The 14,841-nt window shown below is 29.8% G+C and carries 13 protein-coding genes and 1 other annotated feature; of the genes, 7 read left to right on the forward strand and 6 right to left on the reverse strand.

Annotation, left to right across the window (positions count from 1 at the left end):
* Window positions 1-38: 38 nt before the first annotated feature.
* A complete protein-coding gene (locus FAY47_RS10260; protein ID WP_143316621.1) occupies window positions 39-368 on the reverse strand; it encodes a HesB-like protein in 330 nt (109 codons plus the stop codon).
* Between the two features lie 194 nt (window positions 369-562).
* On the opposite strand from FAY47_RS10260, the gene FAY47_RS10265 reads away from it, so the two are divergent.
* Complete coding sequence (locus tag FAY47_RS10265; protein WP_143316622.1) at window positions 563-1,309, forward strand: rRNA adenine N-6-methyltransferase family protein; 747 nt, start codon at window positions 563-565, stop codon at window positions 1,307-1,309.
* 20 nt (window positions 1,310-1,329) lie between these two features.
* Here the strand turns inward: FAY47_RS10265 and leuS are convergent, their stop codons facing one another.
* The 3 genes from leuS to FAY47_RS10280 all read right to left on the reverse strand — a co-directional run bounded on the left by leuS (window position 1,330) and on the right by FAY47_RS10280 (window position 5,393).
* Entirely contained in the window at window positions 1,330-3,777 is a 2,448-nt protein-coding gene (gene leuS / locus FAY47_RS10270) for a leucine--tRNA ligase (RefSeq protein ID WP_143316623.1), read from the reverse strand.
* 51 nt (window positions 3,778-3,828) lie between these two features.
* Window positions 3,829-4,034, reverse strand: a binding site (T-box leader).
* Window positions 4,035-4,082: 48 nt separating this feature from the next.
* Window positions 4,083-4,625: a sigma-70 family RNA polymerase sigma factor gene (locus FAY47_RS10275; RefSeq protein ID WP_143316624.1), complete on the reverse strand. Its 543-nt coding sequence runs from the start codon at window positions 4,623-4,625 to the stop codon at window positions 4,083-4,085.
* Between the two features lie 12 nt (window positions 4,626-4,637).
* Window positions 4,638-5,393: a hypothetical protein gene (locus tag FAY47_RS10280; protein ID WP_143316625.1), complete on the reverse strand. Its 756-nt coding sequence runs from the start codon at window positions 5,391-5,393 to the stop codon at window positions 4,638-4,640.
* Window positions 5,394-5,629: 236 nt separating this feature from the next.
* On the opposite strand from FAY47_RS10280, the gene FAY47_RS10285 reads away from it, so the two are divergent.
* Window positions 5,630-6,571, forward strand: a complete 942-nt coding sequence (locus tag FAY47_RS10285) for a polysaccharide deacetylase family protein (protein WP_143316626.1) — start codon at window positions 5,630-5,632, stop codon at window positions 6,569-6,571.
* 98 nt (window positions 6,572-6,669) lie between these two features.
* Here FAY47_RS10285 and FAY47_RS10290 read toward each other — a convergent pair whose 3' ends face one another.
* Window positions 6,670-8,007 (reverse strand): amino acid permease, encoded by a 1,338-nt coding sequence (locus tag FAY47_RS10290; RefSeq protein WP_143316627.1) that lies wholly within the window; start codon window positions 8,005-8,007, stop codon window positions 6,670-6,672.
* 307 nt (window positions 8,008-8,314) lie between these two features.
* Between FAY47_RS10290 and FAY47_RS10295 the strand changes: the two genes are divergently transcribed.
* On the forward strand, window positions 8,315-8,857 hold the full coding sequence (locus FAY47_RS10295; protein WP_143316628.1) for an NADH peroxidase: 543 nt from the start codon (window positions 8,315-8,317) through the stop codon (window positions 8,855-8,857).
* A 41-nt stretch (window positions 8,858-8,898) separates the two neighbouring features.
* Here FAY47_RS10295 and FAY47_RS10300 read toward each other — a convergent pair whose 3' ends face one another.
* Window positions 8,899-9,840 (reverse strand): alpha/beta hydrolase, encoded by a 942-nt coding sequence (locus FAY47_RS10300; protein ID WP_143316629.1) that lies wholly within the window; start codon window positions 9,838-9,840, stop codon window positions 8,899-8,901.
* Window positions 9,841-9,993: 153 nt separating this feature from the next.
* Between FAY47_RS10300 and cls the strand changes: the two genes are divergently transcribed.
* The 4 genes from cls to FAY47_RS10320 form a co-directional block, all read left to right on the forward strand.
* Window positions 9,994-11,424, forward strand: a complete 1,431-nt coding sequence (gene cls / locus FAY47_RS10305) for a cardiolipin synthase (RefSeq protein WP_143316679.1) — start codon at window positions 9,994-9,996, stop codon at window positions 11,422-11,424.
* 332 nt (window positions 11,425-11,756) lie between these two features.
* Window positions 11,757-12,770, forward strand: a complete 1,014-nt coding sequence (gene aroF / locus FAY47_RS10310) for a 3-deoxy-7-phosphoheptulonate synthase (RefSeq protein ID WP_143316630.1) — start codon at window positions 11,757-11,759, stop codon at window positions 12,768-12,770.
* 19 nt (window positions 12,771-12,789) lie between these two features.
* Window positions 12,790-13,854, forward strand: coding sequence for a 3-dehydroquinate synthase (gene aroB / locus FAY47_RS10315; RefSeq protein WP_143316631.1), 1,065 nt, complete (start codon window positions 12,790-12,792; stop codon window positions 13,852-13,854).
* On the forward strand, window positions 13,854-14,841 hold a 988-nt coding region (locus FAY47_RS10320; RefSeq protein WP_243129595.1), incomplete at its 3' end, for a 3-phosphoshikimate 1-carboxyvinyltransferase. The genes aroB and FAY47_RS10320, both read left to right, overlap by 1 nt.

The raw sequence follows: 14,841 nt of genomic DNA on the forward strand, positions 1-14,841 counted from the left end.
TAAAAAAAGTGGATTTTTAATAAATCCACTTTTTTATATTAGTGACATCCGCCACCACAAGAACCACAGCCACCTTCTGGAGCTATAACTGGTCTTAATGAAAGACCTCTTCCTTCATTCTCTTCAGATGAAAGAATTATAAATCCTCCAAATTCATCTATTAGAGTTTTTTCAGCTATAAAGTTAATATCATTAATTGTTTCAGTTATATCAGAATCAGTTGATTGACTTACTGATATATTGAAAGCAGGGCCGCTACATGCGTAACCAGCTAAGTTGATTCTTATATTATAACCTTCAACTTTATTTTCATCTAAGAATTCCTTGAATTCATTATATGCTTCATCACTTATTGTAATGTTCTTCATAAAATTCACCTTCTTTAATTGATAATTTTTATTATTTAGTATAGTATAACATACTACTAATTAATTTCAAGAAGTTTTTATAAAGACTATTCAGGCAGTAATAAAATAGGTATAATATTATATAAATGGGTAAAAATCTTCCGGAGAATATATACTAAAGATACATTATAAGACTAAATAAGGGGATTAAGTTAATGAGACCATATGAAGGTGTTTTTATTGCAAGTAAGATAGAAGAATATAATTTATTAATCAATGAAGCTAAAAGTGGTGAGTGTAGCATTTCTAAAAGAGAAGGTATAAAAGAAGGATATCTTTATGAAAAGGATGAAGAGATAAAAACTAGAATTCCAGAGCTTTTACAAAGAAATAAACTTTCTATGAGGGTAGGACCAAAGGAAATTCAAGGGTGTTATGAGGCTATAAAATGGGCTAAAGGTAAAGTTGCTATAGTTGGACTAGGCCTTGGATATCTTGCTCAAGAAATGTCTAAGAAAAAAGATGTTAAAGAAGTTATAGTATATGAAATAAATTCAGATGTAATTAAGTTATATAATAGAAACTTCTCCCAAAATGAAAAGATTAAAATTATTGAAGGAGATGCTTATAAAGCAACGAAACAGAAATTTGATTTTTTCTTTGTAGATATATATGGTTATGAGTTAAGTTTAAGGGTAGTAGAAGATTACATTAAATTTAATGAAATACATGAAATACAAGAGTATTCATTTTGGGGAATGGAACATTTTCTTTTAAGCTGTTCGTATGAAGAAATAGTATGGGTATATATACCAGAACTTTGGATGGAAATGAGTAAAGATATTTCAAGAGAATTAGAAAAATCAGGATATATGGATTACTATAAGCAGTTAGATGAAAAGTTAGTTAGTGAAGTATTAGCTGCTTTCAAGGTAGTGTTAAATGAAGGTGAAGATGAATAAAAAGAGCCATAAGGCTCTTTTTATTTTACAACTATATTAACAAGTCTTCCTTTGATTACTATAACTTTAACTACAGTTTTTCCTTCAGTAGTGCTCTTTATAGTTTCATCATTTAGTGCAGCAGCTTTTATTCCTTCTTCATCTAGATCGGAAGCTACATTTATTCTATTTTTAATCTTACCATTAACTTGGATAGCTATTTCAACTTCATCTTTAACTAAAGCATTAGGATCAAATAATGGCCACTTTTCATTAAATACAGATGTTGTATATCCTAAATCACTCCATTCTTCTTCAGAGAAATGAGGTGCAAATGGTGCAAGTAATTTAACAAAGTCAGTGCAAACTTCTTTTAAGAAGTCTAAATTCTTAGTTCCCTCTTGCATATATTTAGATAGTGCATTAACAAATTCCATCATTCTTGCAATAGCAGTGTTAAATTGCATTTTATCTCCGTCTTCAGTAACACCTTTAATGGCATTATGTCTCCAGAAGTTTAATTCTTTTTCAGCTTTATCTATTGAAGATTTACCATTTCTAGCCTTTATAGCATCATTAGATGATTCTAAAGTTCTTTCAATTCTATCCACAAATCTTGCAACAGATTTAATTCCATCATCGCTCCAAGCTCCACCTTCAGTGTAAGCAAAACCAAACATTAAATACATTCTAAACACATCAGCACCATATTGGCTAATATAAGTATCTGGAGAAATTGTATTTCCTTTTGATTTACTCATCTTAAGTCCATCAGGTCCTAATATAAGTCCTTGATGAGTTAATGATTTAAATGGTTCATCAAACTTTAAGTATCCCATATCTCTTAATGCCTTAGTTATGAATCTTGCATAAAGAAGATGCATACAAGCATGTTCAGGTCCGCCAACATATTTATCAACTGGAAGCATTTTATTTATTACTTCTGGATTAAATGGCATATCAGCATTTTTGTTATCAGGATATCTTAGGTAATACCATGATGAACATACAAATGTATCTAAAGTATCGCATTCTCTTGTAGCTTTACCACCACAATGTGGGCAAGTTGTATTTAAGAATTCCTCGCTTTTAGCAAGTGGTGATTTACCATCTGGAGCAAATTCAACATCATAAGGTAATTTAACTGGAAGATCCTTTTCAGGGACAGGAACAATTCCACACTTATCACAGTAGACAACTGGAATTGGAGCTCCCCAATATCTTTGTCTTGAAACTAGCCAGTCTCTTAATCTATAATTAACTTTTTGAGAACCTAAATTTTCTTTAGCTAATTTCTCAACTATTTTAACTTTACCTTCTTCTGTAGTTAAACCATCAAATTCACCAGAGTTTACTATAACTCCATATTCGCAGTAAGGAAGTTCAACTTCTTCACCTTTCTTGTTAGTTATAACTCTTTCTATTGGTAAATTAAATTTAGTAGCAAAAGCAAAGTCTCTTTCATCATGAGCAGGAACGGCCATAACAGCGCCAGTACCATAGCTTACAAGAACATAATCAGAAATCCATATTGGGACTTCTTTTCCGTTTATAGGATTTATAGCATAGGATCCAGTGAATACTCCTGTCTTTTCTTTTGAAATAGATTGTCTTTCGATTTCTGATTGTTTAGCTGAAACTTCTTTATATTCTTCAACCGCATCTTTATATTCAGTAAGAGTTAATTTATCAACTAATTTATTTTCAGGTGCTAAAACAACATAAGTAACACCATTTAAAGTATCAACTCTTGTAGTAAATACATTAAAGCTTAAATCAGAATTTTTAACCTTAAATGTAACTTCAGCTCCAGTGGATTTACCAATCCAGTGTTTTTGCATAGCAACAGTTTTTTCTGGCCAATCTAAATCATCTAATTTATCAAGTAATTCATCAGCGTAATCAGTTATTTTAAAGAACCATTGAGTTAATTCCTTCTTAGTAACTTCACTTGAACATCTTTCACACTCACCATCAATAACTTGCTCATTAGCAAGAACTGTGTTACATGATGGACACCAGTTTACAGGAGCTTTTTTTCTATAAGCTAAACCTTTTTCATAAAGTTTTAAGAATAACCATTGAGTCCATTTATAATAATCAGCGTCACAAGTTACAACTTCATTTTCCCAGTTAAACATAGCGCCCATAGCTTTTAATTGTTGTTCCATAGTTTTTATATTTTTGTAAGTAGAATCTTGTGGATGAATTCCTGTTTTTATTGCAAAGTTTTCAGCAGGTAATCCAAAAGCATCAAATCCCATAGGTTGGAATACATTGTATCCTTCCATTCTCTTCATTCTAGCCCATGAATCAACTGGACCATAATTGAACCAATGACCTGCATGTAATTGACTACCTGATGGATAAGAGAACATTTCAAGAGTATAAAGTTTTTTATCTAAATTTTCGGCGTTGAATTTATAAAGATTATTATTTTCCCAAATTTCTTGCCATTTCTTATCAATACTAGTTCCGTATTTTCCCATGTTTAATTCCTCCTTAAAATAGGTAAAAATAAAAAACCTTTCATCTCTAAAATAAGAGACGAAAGGTGTATTTCCGTGGTACCACTCTAATTAGGATATTTAAAATATCCTCACTTAAAACTATAACGGGTTGCCCGTACTTGCTTCTAACAAGTATAGCTCCTAGACAAGTTCCTATACTTTTAACATTATCTTTCACCAACCGATAACTCTCTAAAGATAAAATATATAGTACTACTTCTACTCAACGCAAACTATAAAATTATTAACAATATAAGTAATTATATAGTTTTAAAGGTTTAAAGTCAACTAGAGGAGTCCATATTAAGAGTTTTTAGTTTCTTTCGAGCTCTAATTATTCTTAAAGCTACAGCATTAGGCGTCATACCATACATTTCTCCAATTTCTTTAAGACTTTTATTGTTGAAGAACTTTTCAATACAAATATTTTTATCTATTTCTTTAAGATTACAAATTTGATTTTTTATATTTTGCAGTTTTTCTTTTTCAATTATGTTTTTTTCAACATCTTCTTTTGAACACATAACTAGATTTTCAATAGTTATATCATAAAAGTGTTTTTTCTCCATTCTTAACATATCTATAGACGTATATTTAGCAATTGCAGAAATCCAATTTTTAAATTTATCATCAGAGTAATCAAAATGATTTATACAATTCCAAACTTTAAAGAGAACGATATTAACACATTCTTCACTAAGCTCATTTGAGCGCAAATTTGAATATGCTATTCTATACACTAGATTTCCGAAGTTGTCTAACACATATAATAAAGCATCTGGATTTTGAAGTTTTAATTGATTTATAAAATTAGAATTGTTTATCATAGCATATTCTCCTTATAAAAATTTGCCCAATATGAGGTCTATAAAAAAATAAGCTATGGCAATTGCAAATATTGAAAAGTATATAATTTCAATAATTCTACCTACAGAAAATCTCTTATGAATAAAAGGTCTAGCTCCAAGATTCATAAGTAAATTTCTAACTTCGATCATATCAAGCATTGTGCCTATTAAATAATAAGTAGTTACATTTTCATTAGACCAGTAATCTATATCAATTATCAAATTATCTCTAGAGAGCTTTAATCTATTTTTATCTAATTTTGATATTCCTACTGATTGTATATATTTTATTGGAATAATTCTTCGGTGTTGAAGTCTGAAAAAGTTATCGAAAGAATACGAAATGAAATAATCCTTTGATATATATATTTGACAATAAAATACTGAATAAAATATCGAAAGAGTAGCATCTCTATTTTCCATTCCAGTACCAATTTGAAAAAACTTTTGGCAAAGAATTTCTTCGTCCTTTAATGGACAATCTTTACGAGCTGCTTCCAAGGCGAGTTCTTTCAATACTCTAGCATGCTTTACTCCATGAATTACATCGTCCTTTTTTGAGCCTAATTTTTCTTCCATTCTTTTTATGTTTTCTAGAGAGTTATCTATTTTTAGTCCGTAATTATTTTCAGTGAATCTTTTTATATTTTTATATAAACTTTTTTTAATTCTATTTTTTTGATTATCTGATAAAAAGACATTGGGCAAACTGCGTTCATCCACATCAATTAAATCTTTTTTACTCATGATATTTTTCTCCTTTAAATTATAACAAAATTAATCTATATTATTATAATCGTAATAAAAGAATAAATATTTCAGGTTATGTATAGAAATTTCCTTTAAAGGGAGGGGGTGACTTTTTTGTATATAAAAAATGTATAACACTTATATATATTATGTATTATTAATAGTCATATATTTTTGGTATAATTAAAAAGAAACAAAAAATATTTAATTATAGTATATTATGAGGTAGAAAAATGAAACTTAATTTTAGAAATAAAGAAAATGGTATAAAAAATATTAAAATTGCAAAAATTACTATATTATTTATCACAATTGTATTATTTGTAATTGTTGGAGTGGCAGTAATTAATAATAAGGTTTCAACAAATGAAAAAGTGGTACAAGCTACAGATAATAATTCAGAACAAAGTGAAGATAAACCCTCCTTACATAATGAAGAAACTGAAGATTCTATAAATAAAGAAAGTAATAGTAGCGTAGAAAATGTTGCATATTTAGAAAAGTATATAAAACAACAAATAAAAGGGCAAAAGCCTGATGGGGCTGATGGGAAGAAAGTTGCCTATTTAACTTTTGATGATGGTCCATCAGAAACAGTGACACCACAGATATTGGATGTTCTTAAATCTGAAAAAGTAAATGCAACTTTCTTTGTTATAGGAAAATATGTTGATAGAAGTGATACAAATAAAAATTTAGCAAAGAGGGAAATAGCAGAAGGAAATACAATTGGTATACACTCTTACTCACATGATTATAATTATTTATTTCCTAATGGAAAGATAAGTTTAGAAAATTGTATGTCTGATTTTGATAAAACAGATAAAGCTTTAAAAAATGTTTTTGGACCAGATTTTTCAACACGTGCTATAAGATTTCCTGGTGGACTAGAGACATGGAGTAAAAAAGATCCACAAGGAGCAGAAAATGTGGACAAGGCTCTACATGAAAAAGGTTGGTATCAAATTGATTGGAATTCATTATCGGGAGATGCAGAAAGTGGACATAAAAATGCAGCACAATTAACTCAGGAAGCTATAAAAACTATAGGTAAAAAAGAAAAAGTTTTGATATTAATGCATGATACCTATGGAAAAGAAGAAACAGCAAAAGCTTTACCAGGAATAATACAATATTTGAAGCAGCAAGGTTATGAATTTAAAGCTATAAAATAATTAAAAAACGCAAAATAAAAGGAATGAATTCTATAGAATTCATTCCTTCTTAGTTTATTAAATAAGCAAAAGTAATAGATTGTGAAAGTGTCATAATTTTAATTATTTTTCTTAGATTGGAGTTCTTTATATGTATAGAAAGGTATTCCTATCAGCATTAAAATAAATATCCACATAGCAGAAGTTGCTCCTGATCCATAAATAATATATATAGAATATAAAAATGCTAATATTGATAGGAATCCGTGTTTTATAAATTTTGCAAAAGTTAATTTATTACCAGACTTATAAGTTAGTAGTATTTCTGCGCAAGCACTTAATGCATAGGCAGGAATAAATGATAAAGTTGCTAAATTTATCATAAAGTTAAATGCATCTGATAAACTTGAAGAATAATTAAGCATTAACAATAAATTTGTTAGTATGCTTGATATTACAAGTGCAGCTACAGGTGTTTTGGATTTTTGATTGACTTTACTAAAGAGTTTAGGAAATAATCCATCTTCGCCAGCAGCGTATGCAGCTCTTCCAGTAGTTAGTATCCATCCACTTGCAGTTCCAGCAGCAGAGATAGCTATTCCAATAGAAATAAATGAGCCACCCCAAGATTGCCCTGTAATATTATTTATTATAGCTGAAAGTGGGGCATCAGAACTAGCAAGCTCCCTTTGAGATAATCCCCCTATAGCTAAAACTGATAGCAATATATATATAATGGTAGCTAAAATTGTTCCGATAATTGTGCTCTTTTTAATATTTACCTCTGGATTTTTTATTTCACCACCAGATAATGAGGCGCTTTCTAGTCCGATAAAAGACCAAAGGGTAACGGCTATAGCGTTTGGAAGAGTTCCAAAGCCTTGAACATCTGGTGATGAGTAAGTATTTAAATATTCTGGGTTAAATCCATATATAGCTATAACAACAAATACTAAGATAGCTGCAAGTTTTAACGTAGTCGTAATTATTCCTACTATTCCAGCTTCTTTAACACCCTTGCAGTTAATAAATGTTAGTATCCATAAAAATGTTGATGATACTAAAAATGCAACGGTACTATTAGTAGATAAGATAGGAAAGAACGGAGTTAAGTATCTAATAATAGCCGTTATAATTGCAGCATTTCCTATCCAAGAACCAATCCAAAAAGTCCAAGCAACTAAAAAAGCGGTAAATTCACCAAAAGCTTTATTTGTATATATTATAGGACCTCCTGTAGAAGGATATTTAGTTCCGAGTTTTGCAAAACTTAATGCCAATAGAAGAGAACCAAAGCCTGTTATTATCCAAGCTAATATAGTAGTATATGGACTTGATACACTAGCTAAGGTTTGGGGTGCGGTAAAAATCCCTGACCCTATCATATTTCCAATAACAATAGCAGTAGCGGCGGTAAGTCCTAGCTCTCTTTTTAATTTATTTTTATTATTATTCATTGTATTCTCCTTCAGTAAAAATAAGTCAGACTTAATTATAAGGTACATATAATATTGAGACAAGCTATTTTATACGAATTATGAAATTTCATGTATTGGAATAAAATTAGGATAAATTTAATAAATATACTATGGTTATGGATAAATATTAGGCAAAAGGAATTAATAAAGATTTTTTTAAAAAAAACACTTTACAACTAATAATAATTATTATATAATAAAACATGTAAGGAACACGCGATACAAAAGATGAGAAAATGAGATTAAAATTAAATTTAAATTTATAAATTAAGGGAGGATATTGATTATGAAAAAATTTGTATGTACAGTATGTGGTTATATTCACGAAGGAGATGTTGCGCCAGAAAAGTGTCCAGTATGTGGAGTAGGTGCTGATAAGTTTGCAGAACAAAGCGAAGGAATGGCTTATGCAGATGAACATCATATAGGAACAGCTAAGGGAGTAGACCCAAGAATTATAGAAGGATTACAAGCTAACTTTACTGGAGAATGTACTGAAGTAGGGATGTACTTAGCTATGTCAAGGCAAGCTGATAGAGAAGGATTCCCAGAAGTTGCTGAAGCTTATAAGAGAATTGCTTTCGAAGAAGCAGAACATGCAGCTAAATTTGCTGAATTATTAGGAGAAGTTGTTGATGCTGATACTAAGACTAACTTAGAAAAGAGAGTAGCGGCAGAACATGGAGCTTGCCAAGGTAAGAAGGATTTAGCTACATTAGCAAAACAACTTAATTTAGATGCAATTCATGACACAGTACATGAAATGTGTAAAGATGAAGCTAGACATGGTAAGGCATTCCAAGGTTTATTAAATAGATATTTCAAATAGGAATATGAAAAAGTTGTCTCAGAGAACTGAGACAATTTTTTTTATTTAATAATTTCTTTAACAGCATTTATTAATATTTCTTCATCATAATAGTGTATAAAGTGATCAGAATTTTTAACTACTACTTGGGATGACTTGTTTGACCAAGAGAGCATTTCTTCTTGCGATTGAAACCAAGTCTTGTTAAATTCTTTTGAAAAGGATTTTCTATTTCCAGCAGTAAGAATATATAGAGGTGTATTTTTAAAGTTTATATCTTCTTTTAATACCAATGAACAATTAGATGAAAAATTTTTAATTTCTTTTATCATATATTCATTATAAAAGTTTTTAATGTTAAGACGTTTTTTTAGTGATATTAATTCTTTGGTAGATGTATTTCCTAAAATTTTTTTCTTTACACTTGGAATTAGTGTTATAAGTCTATAAATTCCTGTAAATTTAAAGAAGGTAGCTATTCGTAAATAAACTATAGATGGAAGTTTAATTTTAGCCTTAAAAGTAGGATTAACCCCATCCTCCATTATTATACCTTGAACTTCGTGAGGATATAATTGAGCATATCTTATAATTTCTATGCTTGCCATTGAGTGACATAAAAAAATGTATGGAGGTGTATGACCACTCTCTTTTAATGAATATCTAATATCATTTACAAGATTATCTAGGCCTATAGAGGAAGAAAGATCTGGGCTAAAACCATATCCATATCTTTCGTATAAAGCAGTATTTGAAAATTTTGAAATTTTGTCTTGAAGATTGTAAAAATCACAATATGGGCTAGTAACTCCTAAGTTAGAAGCAAGAACAACAGTAGTGGGCCCAGTACCTTTGGAAAATACATTAATGTTACCATGGGGAGTTTTAACTAATTGTCCTGGGTTAACAAAATTTTTATTTTGATAAAATAAAATAATCTCTTCTAATATTAATCCTATTGTGAGTAGGGATACTATTATGAGAACTAAATATAAGAAAACCATAGTCCAACCTCTTTCCATAATTTGTTATAATATAAATATAGGATATTTTAATTAATAGGTCAACTGTAGCTTACAAGTATTATTTGCCTAATTTACATAAAAAATATATAATTTTATGTAATCATAATTCACCTAGGAGGAAAAATAAGAATGATGTTTTTAATATTTTTGATTGGTGCACTTCTGATAATAAATGTAGCATTCTGCTTATCTTTAATTTTTATCGAAAGAAAAGATCCAACAACAACCTGGGCGTGGTTATTAATAATGATTATACTGCCAGGTTTAGGGTTTATAATATATATTTTACTTGGTCAGAATTTAAGTAGAGAAAAATTATTTAAAGAAAAAACTTTTAACGATGCAGTAAAGAGAAGAGAGTTATCAAAAAGCATTTTGGAAGATGGGCAAAGACATCATGTAGCAAGTGAATATCTAGATTTAATTAGGATGAATTATAATCATTGCGGAGCTAAGTATACTACAGGAAATTCTGTGGATATATATTATGATGGTGAAGACAAATTTAGAGAATTGATTAAAGATTTAAAAAAAGCACAAAGATTCATTCATATTCAGTATTATATATTTAGAAGAGATTCAATTGGAAAGAAGATAATAAACATATTAGAGCAAAAAGCAGCTCAAGGAGTGGAAGTAAGATTTTTAGTTGATAGTATGGGATCATATACTTTAACAAAAAATCTTATGAAAAAACTTACTGAGAATGGAGGGAAGTTTGAGATATTTTTTCCAGGGGTGTTGCCGCATATAAATACACGTATCAATTACAGAAATCATAGAAAAATTGTGGTAATAGATGGTGAGTATGGATACATTGGTGGCTTTAATGTGGGGAAAGAATACATTAATGAGGATAGGAAAATCGGTTTTTGGAGAGATACTCATATCAGAATTAAAGGGGAAGCAGTTAATGAGTTAACTGATAGATTTCTATTAGATTGGTGTTATGCATCAGGAGAAAATATAGATAATTTTGAGGATTTTTATCCTGAGAAGACGTATAATGATGGAGATATAGGGATACAAGTAGTAACAAGTGGACCAGATCACGAAGAACAATATATTAAACACGGATATTTGAAGATGATTAATAATGCTAAAAAGAGTATTTTTTTAGAAACTCCATATTTTGTTCCAGATGAACCAGTGCTTGAAGCATTAAAATTATCAGCTTTATCTGGAGTAGATGTGAGAATAATAATACCAGCAAGTCCAGATCATATATTTATGAAGTGGGCAGCAAATTCATATATAGGAGAACTGTTAGATTTAGGAGTTAAGGTATATGAATATGAAAATGGTTTTATTCATGCCAAAACTATAGTGGTAGACGGACAGGTTTCTACAGTAGGAACAGCTAATATGGATATCAGAAGCTTCAAACTTAACTTTGAGGTTAATGCCTTTATTTATGATGATAGAATAGCTAGAAATTTAGAAAGACAGTTTTTTATAGATATTGAAAATTCTAAAGTAATAACAAAAGAAAATCATGATGGAAGAAGTAGACGTACAAGAATAAAAGAATCACTAGTAAGATTACTTTCTCCTATTTTATAAAAAACAGTAAAAATTATTGACAATATTAGTGAAATTGATATAATAATAAGAAAAGGATAAAAAAAAGGAAAAATATACAAATTTAATAATGGAGGACACTATGGAAGGAATGGTTAAAGAAGTATTAGCAAAATCTTATAGCTTTTTTTACTTTATATTCTGGGGCTTTTATTTTAGCGCTGGCTATTTATTTTGCAAAAAAAAGAATAAATCCTTTCTAATGAGTGTATAGTTGTTATTAGTGTATAATAAATTGTTTTAAATGATTATTTGAGAGAACTCATTAGTGAGTTCTCTTTTTTAATATATAAAAAAAGAGGGGGCAATAAAAAATGATAGTAATATTAAAACAAGGAACAACACAAAAAGAAATTGATAACATTACAGATGCGATTGAAAAAAAAGGTGTTAAGGTTAATCCCGTTATTGGTAAAGAACTAATAATACTAGGCTTAGTTGGAGATACAAGCAAGATTGATCATACACAAATTGAAGCCAACAGAAATGTTGAAAAAGTTATGCATGTGGCAGAGCCTTTTAAAAAAGCTAATAGAATGTTTCATCCTGAACCATCAATTATAGATGTAAATGGAAATAAAATTGGTGGTAATAAAATTGCAATGATTGCAGGACCATGTTCTGTTGAAAGCGAAGAGCAAATTACATCAATTGCTGAAGATGTTAAGAAAAGTGGGGCAAATTTCTTAAGAGGTGGTGCTTTTAAACCGAGAACTTCACCTTATGCATTTCAAGGATTGAAGTATGAAGGATTAGAATTACTAAAGAAGGCGAAAGAGAAAACAGGACTTCCAATAGTAACTGAAATTATGTCGCCATATGATATTGATAAGTTTGTTGAAGATGTAGATGTAATACAAGTTGGAGCAAGAAATATGCAAAACTTTGATTTATTAAAAGAACTAGGGAAAACAAATAAAACAATTCTTTTAAAGAGAGGATTGTCAGCTACTATAGAAGAATGGCTAATGTCAGCTGAATATATTATGGCTGGGGGAAATGAAAATATAGTTCTTTGTGAAAGAGGAATAAGAACCTTTGAAACTTATACAAGAAATACCTTAGACTTAAGTGCTGTTCCAGCTATTAAGAAACTTAGTCATCTACCAATAATAATTGACCCAAGTCATGCTACAGGAAAATGGTGGATGGTTGATCCACTTGCAAAGGCAGCTATTGCAATTGGTGCAGATGGATTAATTATAGAAGTTCACAATGATCCAGCAAATGCGTTATGTGATGGACAACAATCAATCAAGCCTAGCGTATATAACAATTTAGTTACAGAATTAAGGTTAATAGCTAAGGCTATTGGTAGAGAAATTTAATATAAGGAATGATTAAACTATGGCAAGAAAATTATATGTTGATCTAAAAGAGAATAGCTATAATATTTTTATTGAAAAAGGGATATTGGATAAAATTGGTGTAAAAATAAAAAATATCTATAATGGGAAAAAGATATTTATTATAACTGATGAAAATGTAAATAAGTATCATGGAGATAAAGTTAAAGAGTCTCTTGAAGGTGCTGGGTTTAATACAAAGATTATGGTATTAAAACCAGGTGAAGAGACTAAGTCTTTTAATACTCTTCCTAAGATATATAATGAATTACTTGATTTTAAGCTTAACAGAAAGGAACTCATAATAACTTTAGGTGGTGGAGTTATTGGAGATTTGGGGGGCTTTGTAGCTTCCACATTCTTAAGAGGGGTAGCTTTTATACAAGTACCAACATCTTTATTAGCTCAGGTAGATAGTTCTGTTGGAGGAAAAGTAGCTGTTGACCTTGAAAGAGGAAAAAATCTTGTAGGAAGTTTTTATCAGCCAAAAGCTGTTTTCATAGATCCAGAAGTACTTAGTACATTACCTGAAAAGTTTTATAGAGATGGTATGGGTGAAGTGATTAAATATGGATGTATTAAAGATAAAAAATTATTTGATATGTTAATAACCTTGAAAGCTAGGAAAGAAGTTATGAATAGCATAGAAGATATAATTTATACATGTTGTTCTATTAAAAAAGATGTAGTAGAAAAAGATGAAAAAGATCTTGGAGAGAGGATGTTACTAAATTTTGGACATACATTAGGGCATGCGGTAGAAACTTTCTATAACTTTACAGGATTTAGTCATGGAGAAGCTGTTTCTATAGGTATGTATAATATTTCAATTTTAGGTGAAAAGCAGGGGATAACTAAAATTGGAGTTTCAGATAGGATTAAGGAGATTTTGGTAAATTATCAATTACCATATGAGATTAATATAGAGCATAATGAAAAAATAGTAGATACTATAGCGTTAGATAAAAAGAATCTTGGGGACAAATTAAAGATAATACTACTAAAAGATATTGGAGAAAGTATTATATATGATACAACACCTGATTTTTTTAAGGAGGTGAATTAATGGGGAGTATAAAGATATATCCGAATAAACTTAATGGAAAAGTGAAAATACCACCATCGAAGAGTATGGCTCATAGAGCTGTAATATGTGCAGCTTTAGGAGATGGAATAAGTAAGATATCTAATATAGATTTTTCAGATGATATTATAGCTACAATTGAAGCTATGAGGGCTCTTGGAGCAATAATAAATAACATATCAGAAGATTCTATAGAAGTAAAAGGGATTAATTCAAAGGATATTTTATCATCAAGAGAATACGAAAGAGTTATAGATTGCAATGAATCTGGCTCAACATTAAGATTTTTAGTTCCGATTGCCTTAGCATTTGAAGGTGTCACTAGATTTGTTGGAAAAGGAAATCTTGGGAAACGTCCATTAGATACTTACTATGAAATGTTTGATGAACAAGGTATTAATTATACCTATAAAGAAGATGTTCTTGACTTAGTTACATCTGGATTGCTAAAGTCTGGAGAATTTAGAGTTAAAGGAAATATAAGCTCTCAATTTATAACAGGGCTAATGTTCTCTCTACCTCTTTTAGAAGGAAATTCAAAAATAATTATAACAACAGAATTAGAATCTAAAGGATATTTAGATTTAACATTATCTGCAATTAAAGATTTTGGAATAGAAATTGTTAATAATGATTATAAGGAATTTGTTATAAGAGGTAATCAAAAGTATAAAAGCCAGAACTATAGAGTCGAGGGGGATTATTCACAAGGAGCCTTTTTCTTATCGGCAGATGCATTAGGATCAGATGTAAAGGTAGTAGATCTTAAAGAAGATTCCCTTCAAGGAGACAGAGAGGTAGTAGATATACTTTCTAGAATGGGAGCATCTATAGCTAAAGGAGAGGACGGTTTTGTTGCTAAAGGTAATGAATTAAATAGTACTTTAATAGATGCGGCACAATGCCCTGACATAATTCCAGTATTGGCATTAGTTGCATCTTTAAGTAAAGGCAGAACTGAGATAATTA

The organism is Clostridium sp. HBUAS56017 (assembly GCF_007115085.1).
GTDB lineage: Bacteria > Bacillota > Clostridia > Clostridiales > Clostridiaceae > Clostridium > Clostridium cibarium.

Bases quoted from the DNA above. Each gene is read 5' to 3' on its own strand.
- aroB (WP_143316631.1), top strand. From the start codon at position 12,790: ATGGCAAGAAAATTATATGTTGATCTAAAAGAGAATAGCTATAATATT.
- FAY47_RS10275 (WP_143316624.1), bottom strand. From the start codon at position 4,625: ATGATAAACAATTCTAATTTTATAAATCAATTAAAACTTCAAAATCCA.
- FAY47_RS10260 (WP_143316621.1), bottom strand. From the start codon at position 368: ATGAAGAACATTACAATAAGTGATGAAGCATATAATGAATTCAAGGAA.
- aroF (WP_143316630.1), top strand. From the start codon at position 11,757: ATGATAGTAATATTAAAACAAGGAACAACACAAAAAGAAATTGATAAC.
- cls (WP_143316679.1), top strand. From the start codon at position 9,994: ATGTTTTTAATATTTTTGATTGGTGCACTTCTGATAATAAATGTAGCA.
- FAY47_RS10295 (WP_143316628.1), top strand. From the start codon at position 8,315: ATGAAAAAATTTGTATGTACAGTATGTGGTTATATTCACGAAGGAGAT.
- FAY47_RS10280 (WP_143316625.1), bottom strand. From the start codon at position 5,393: ATGAGTAAAAAAGATTTAATTGATGTGGATGAACGCAGTTTGCCCAAT.
- leuS (WP_143316623.1), bottom strand. From the start codon at position 3,777: ATGGGAAAATACGGAACTAGTATTGATAAGAAATGGCAAGAAATTTGG.
- FAY47_RS10290 (WP_143316627.1), bottom strand. From the start codon at position 8,007: ATGAATAATAATAAAAATAAATTAAAAAGAGAGCTAGGACTTACCGCC.
- FAY47_RS10300 (WP_143316629.1), bottom strand. From the start codon at position 9,840: ATGGTTTTCTTATATTTAGTTCTCATAATAGTATCCCTACTCACAATA.
- FAY47_RS10265 (WP_143316622.1), top strand. From the start codon at position 563: ATGAGACCATATGAAGGTGTTTTTATTGCAAGTAAGATAGAAGAATAT.
- FAY47_RS10285 (WP_143316626.1), top strand. From the start codon at position 5,630: ATGAAACTTAATTTTAGAAATAAAGAAAATGGTATAAAAAATATTAAA.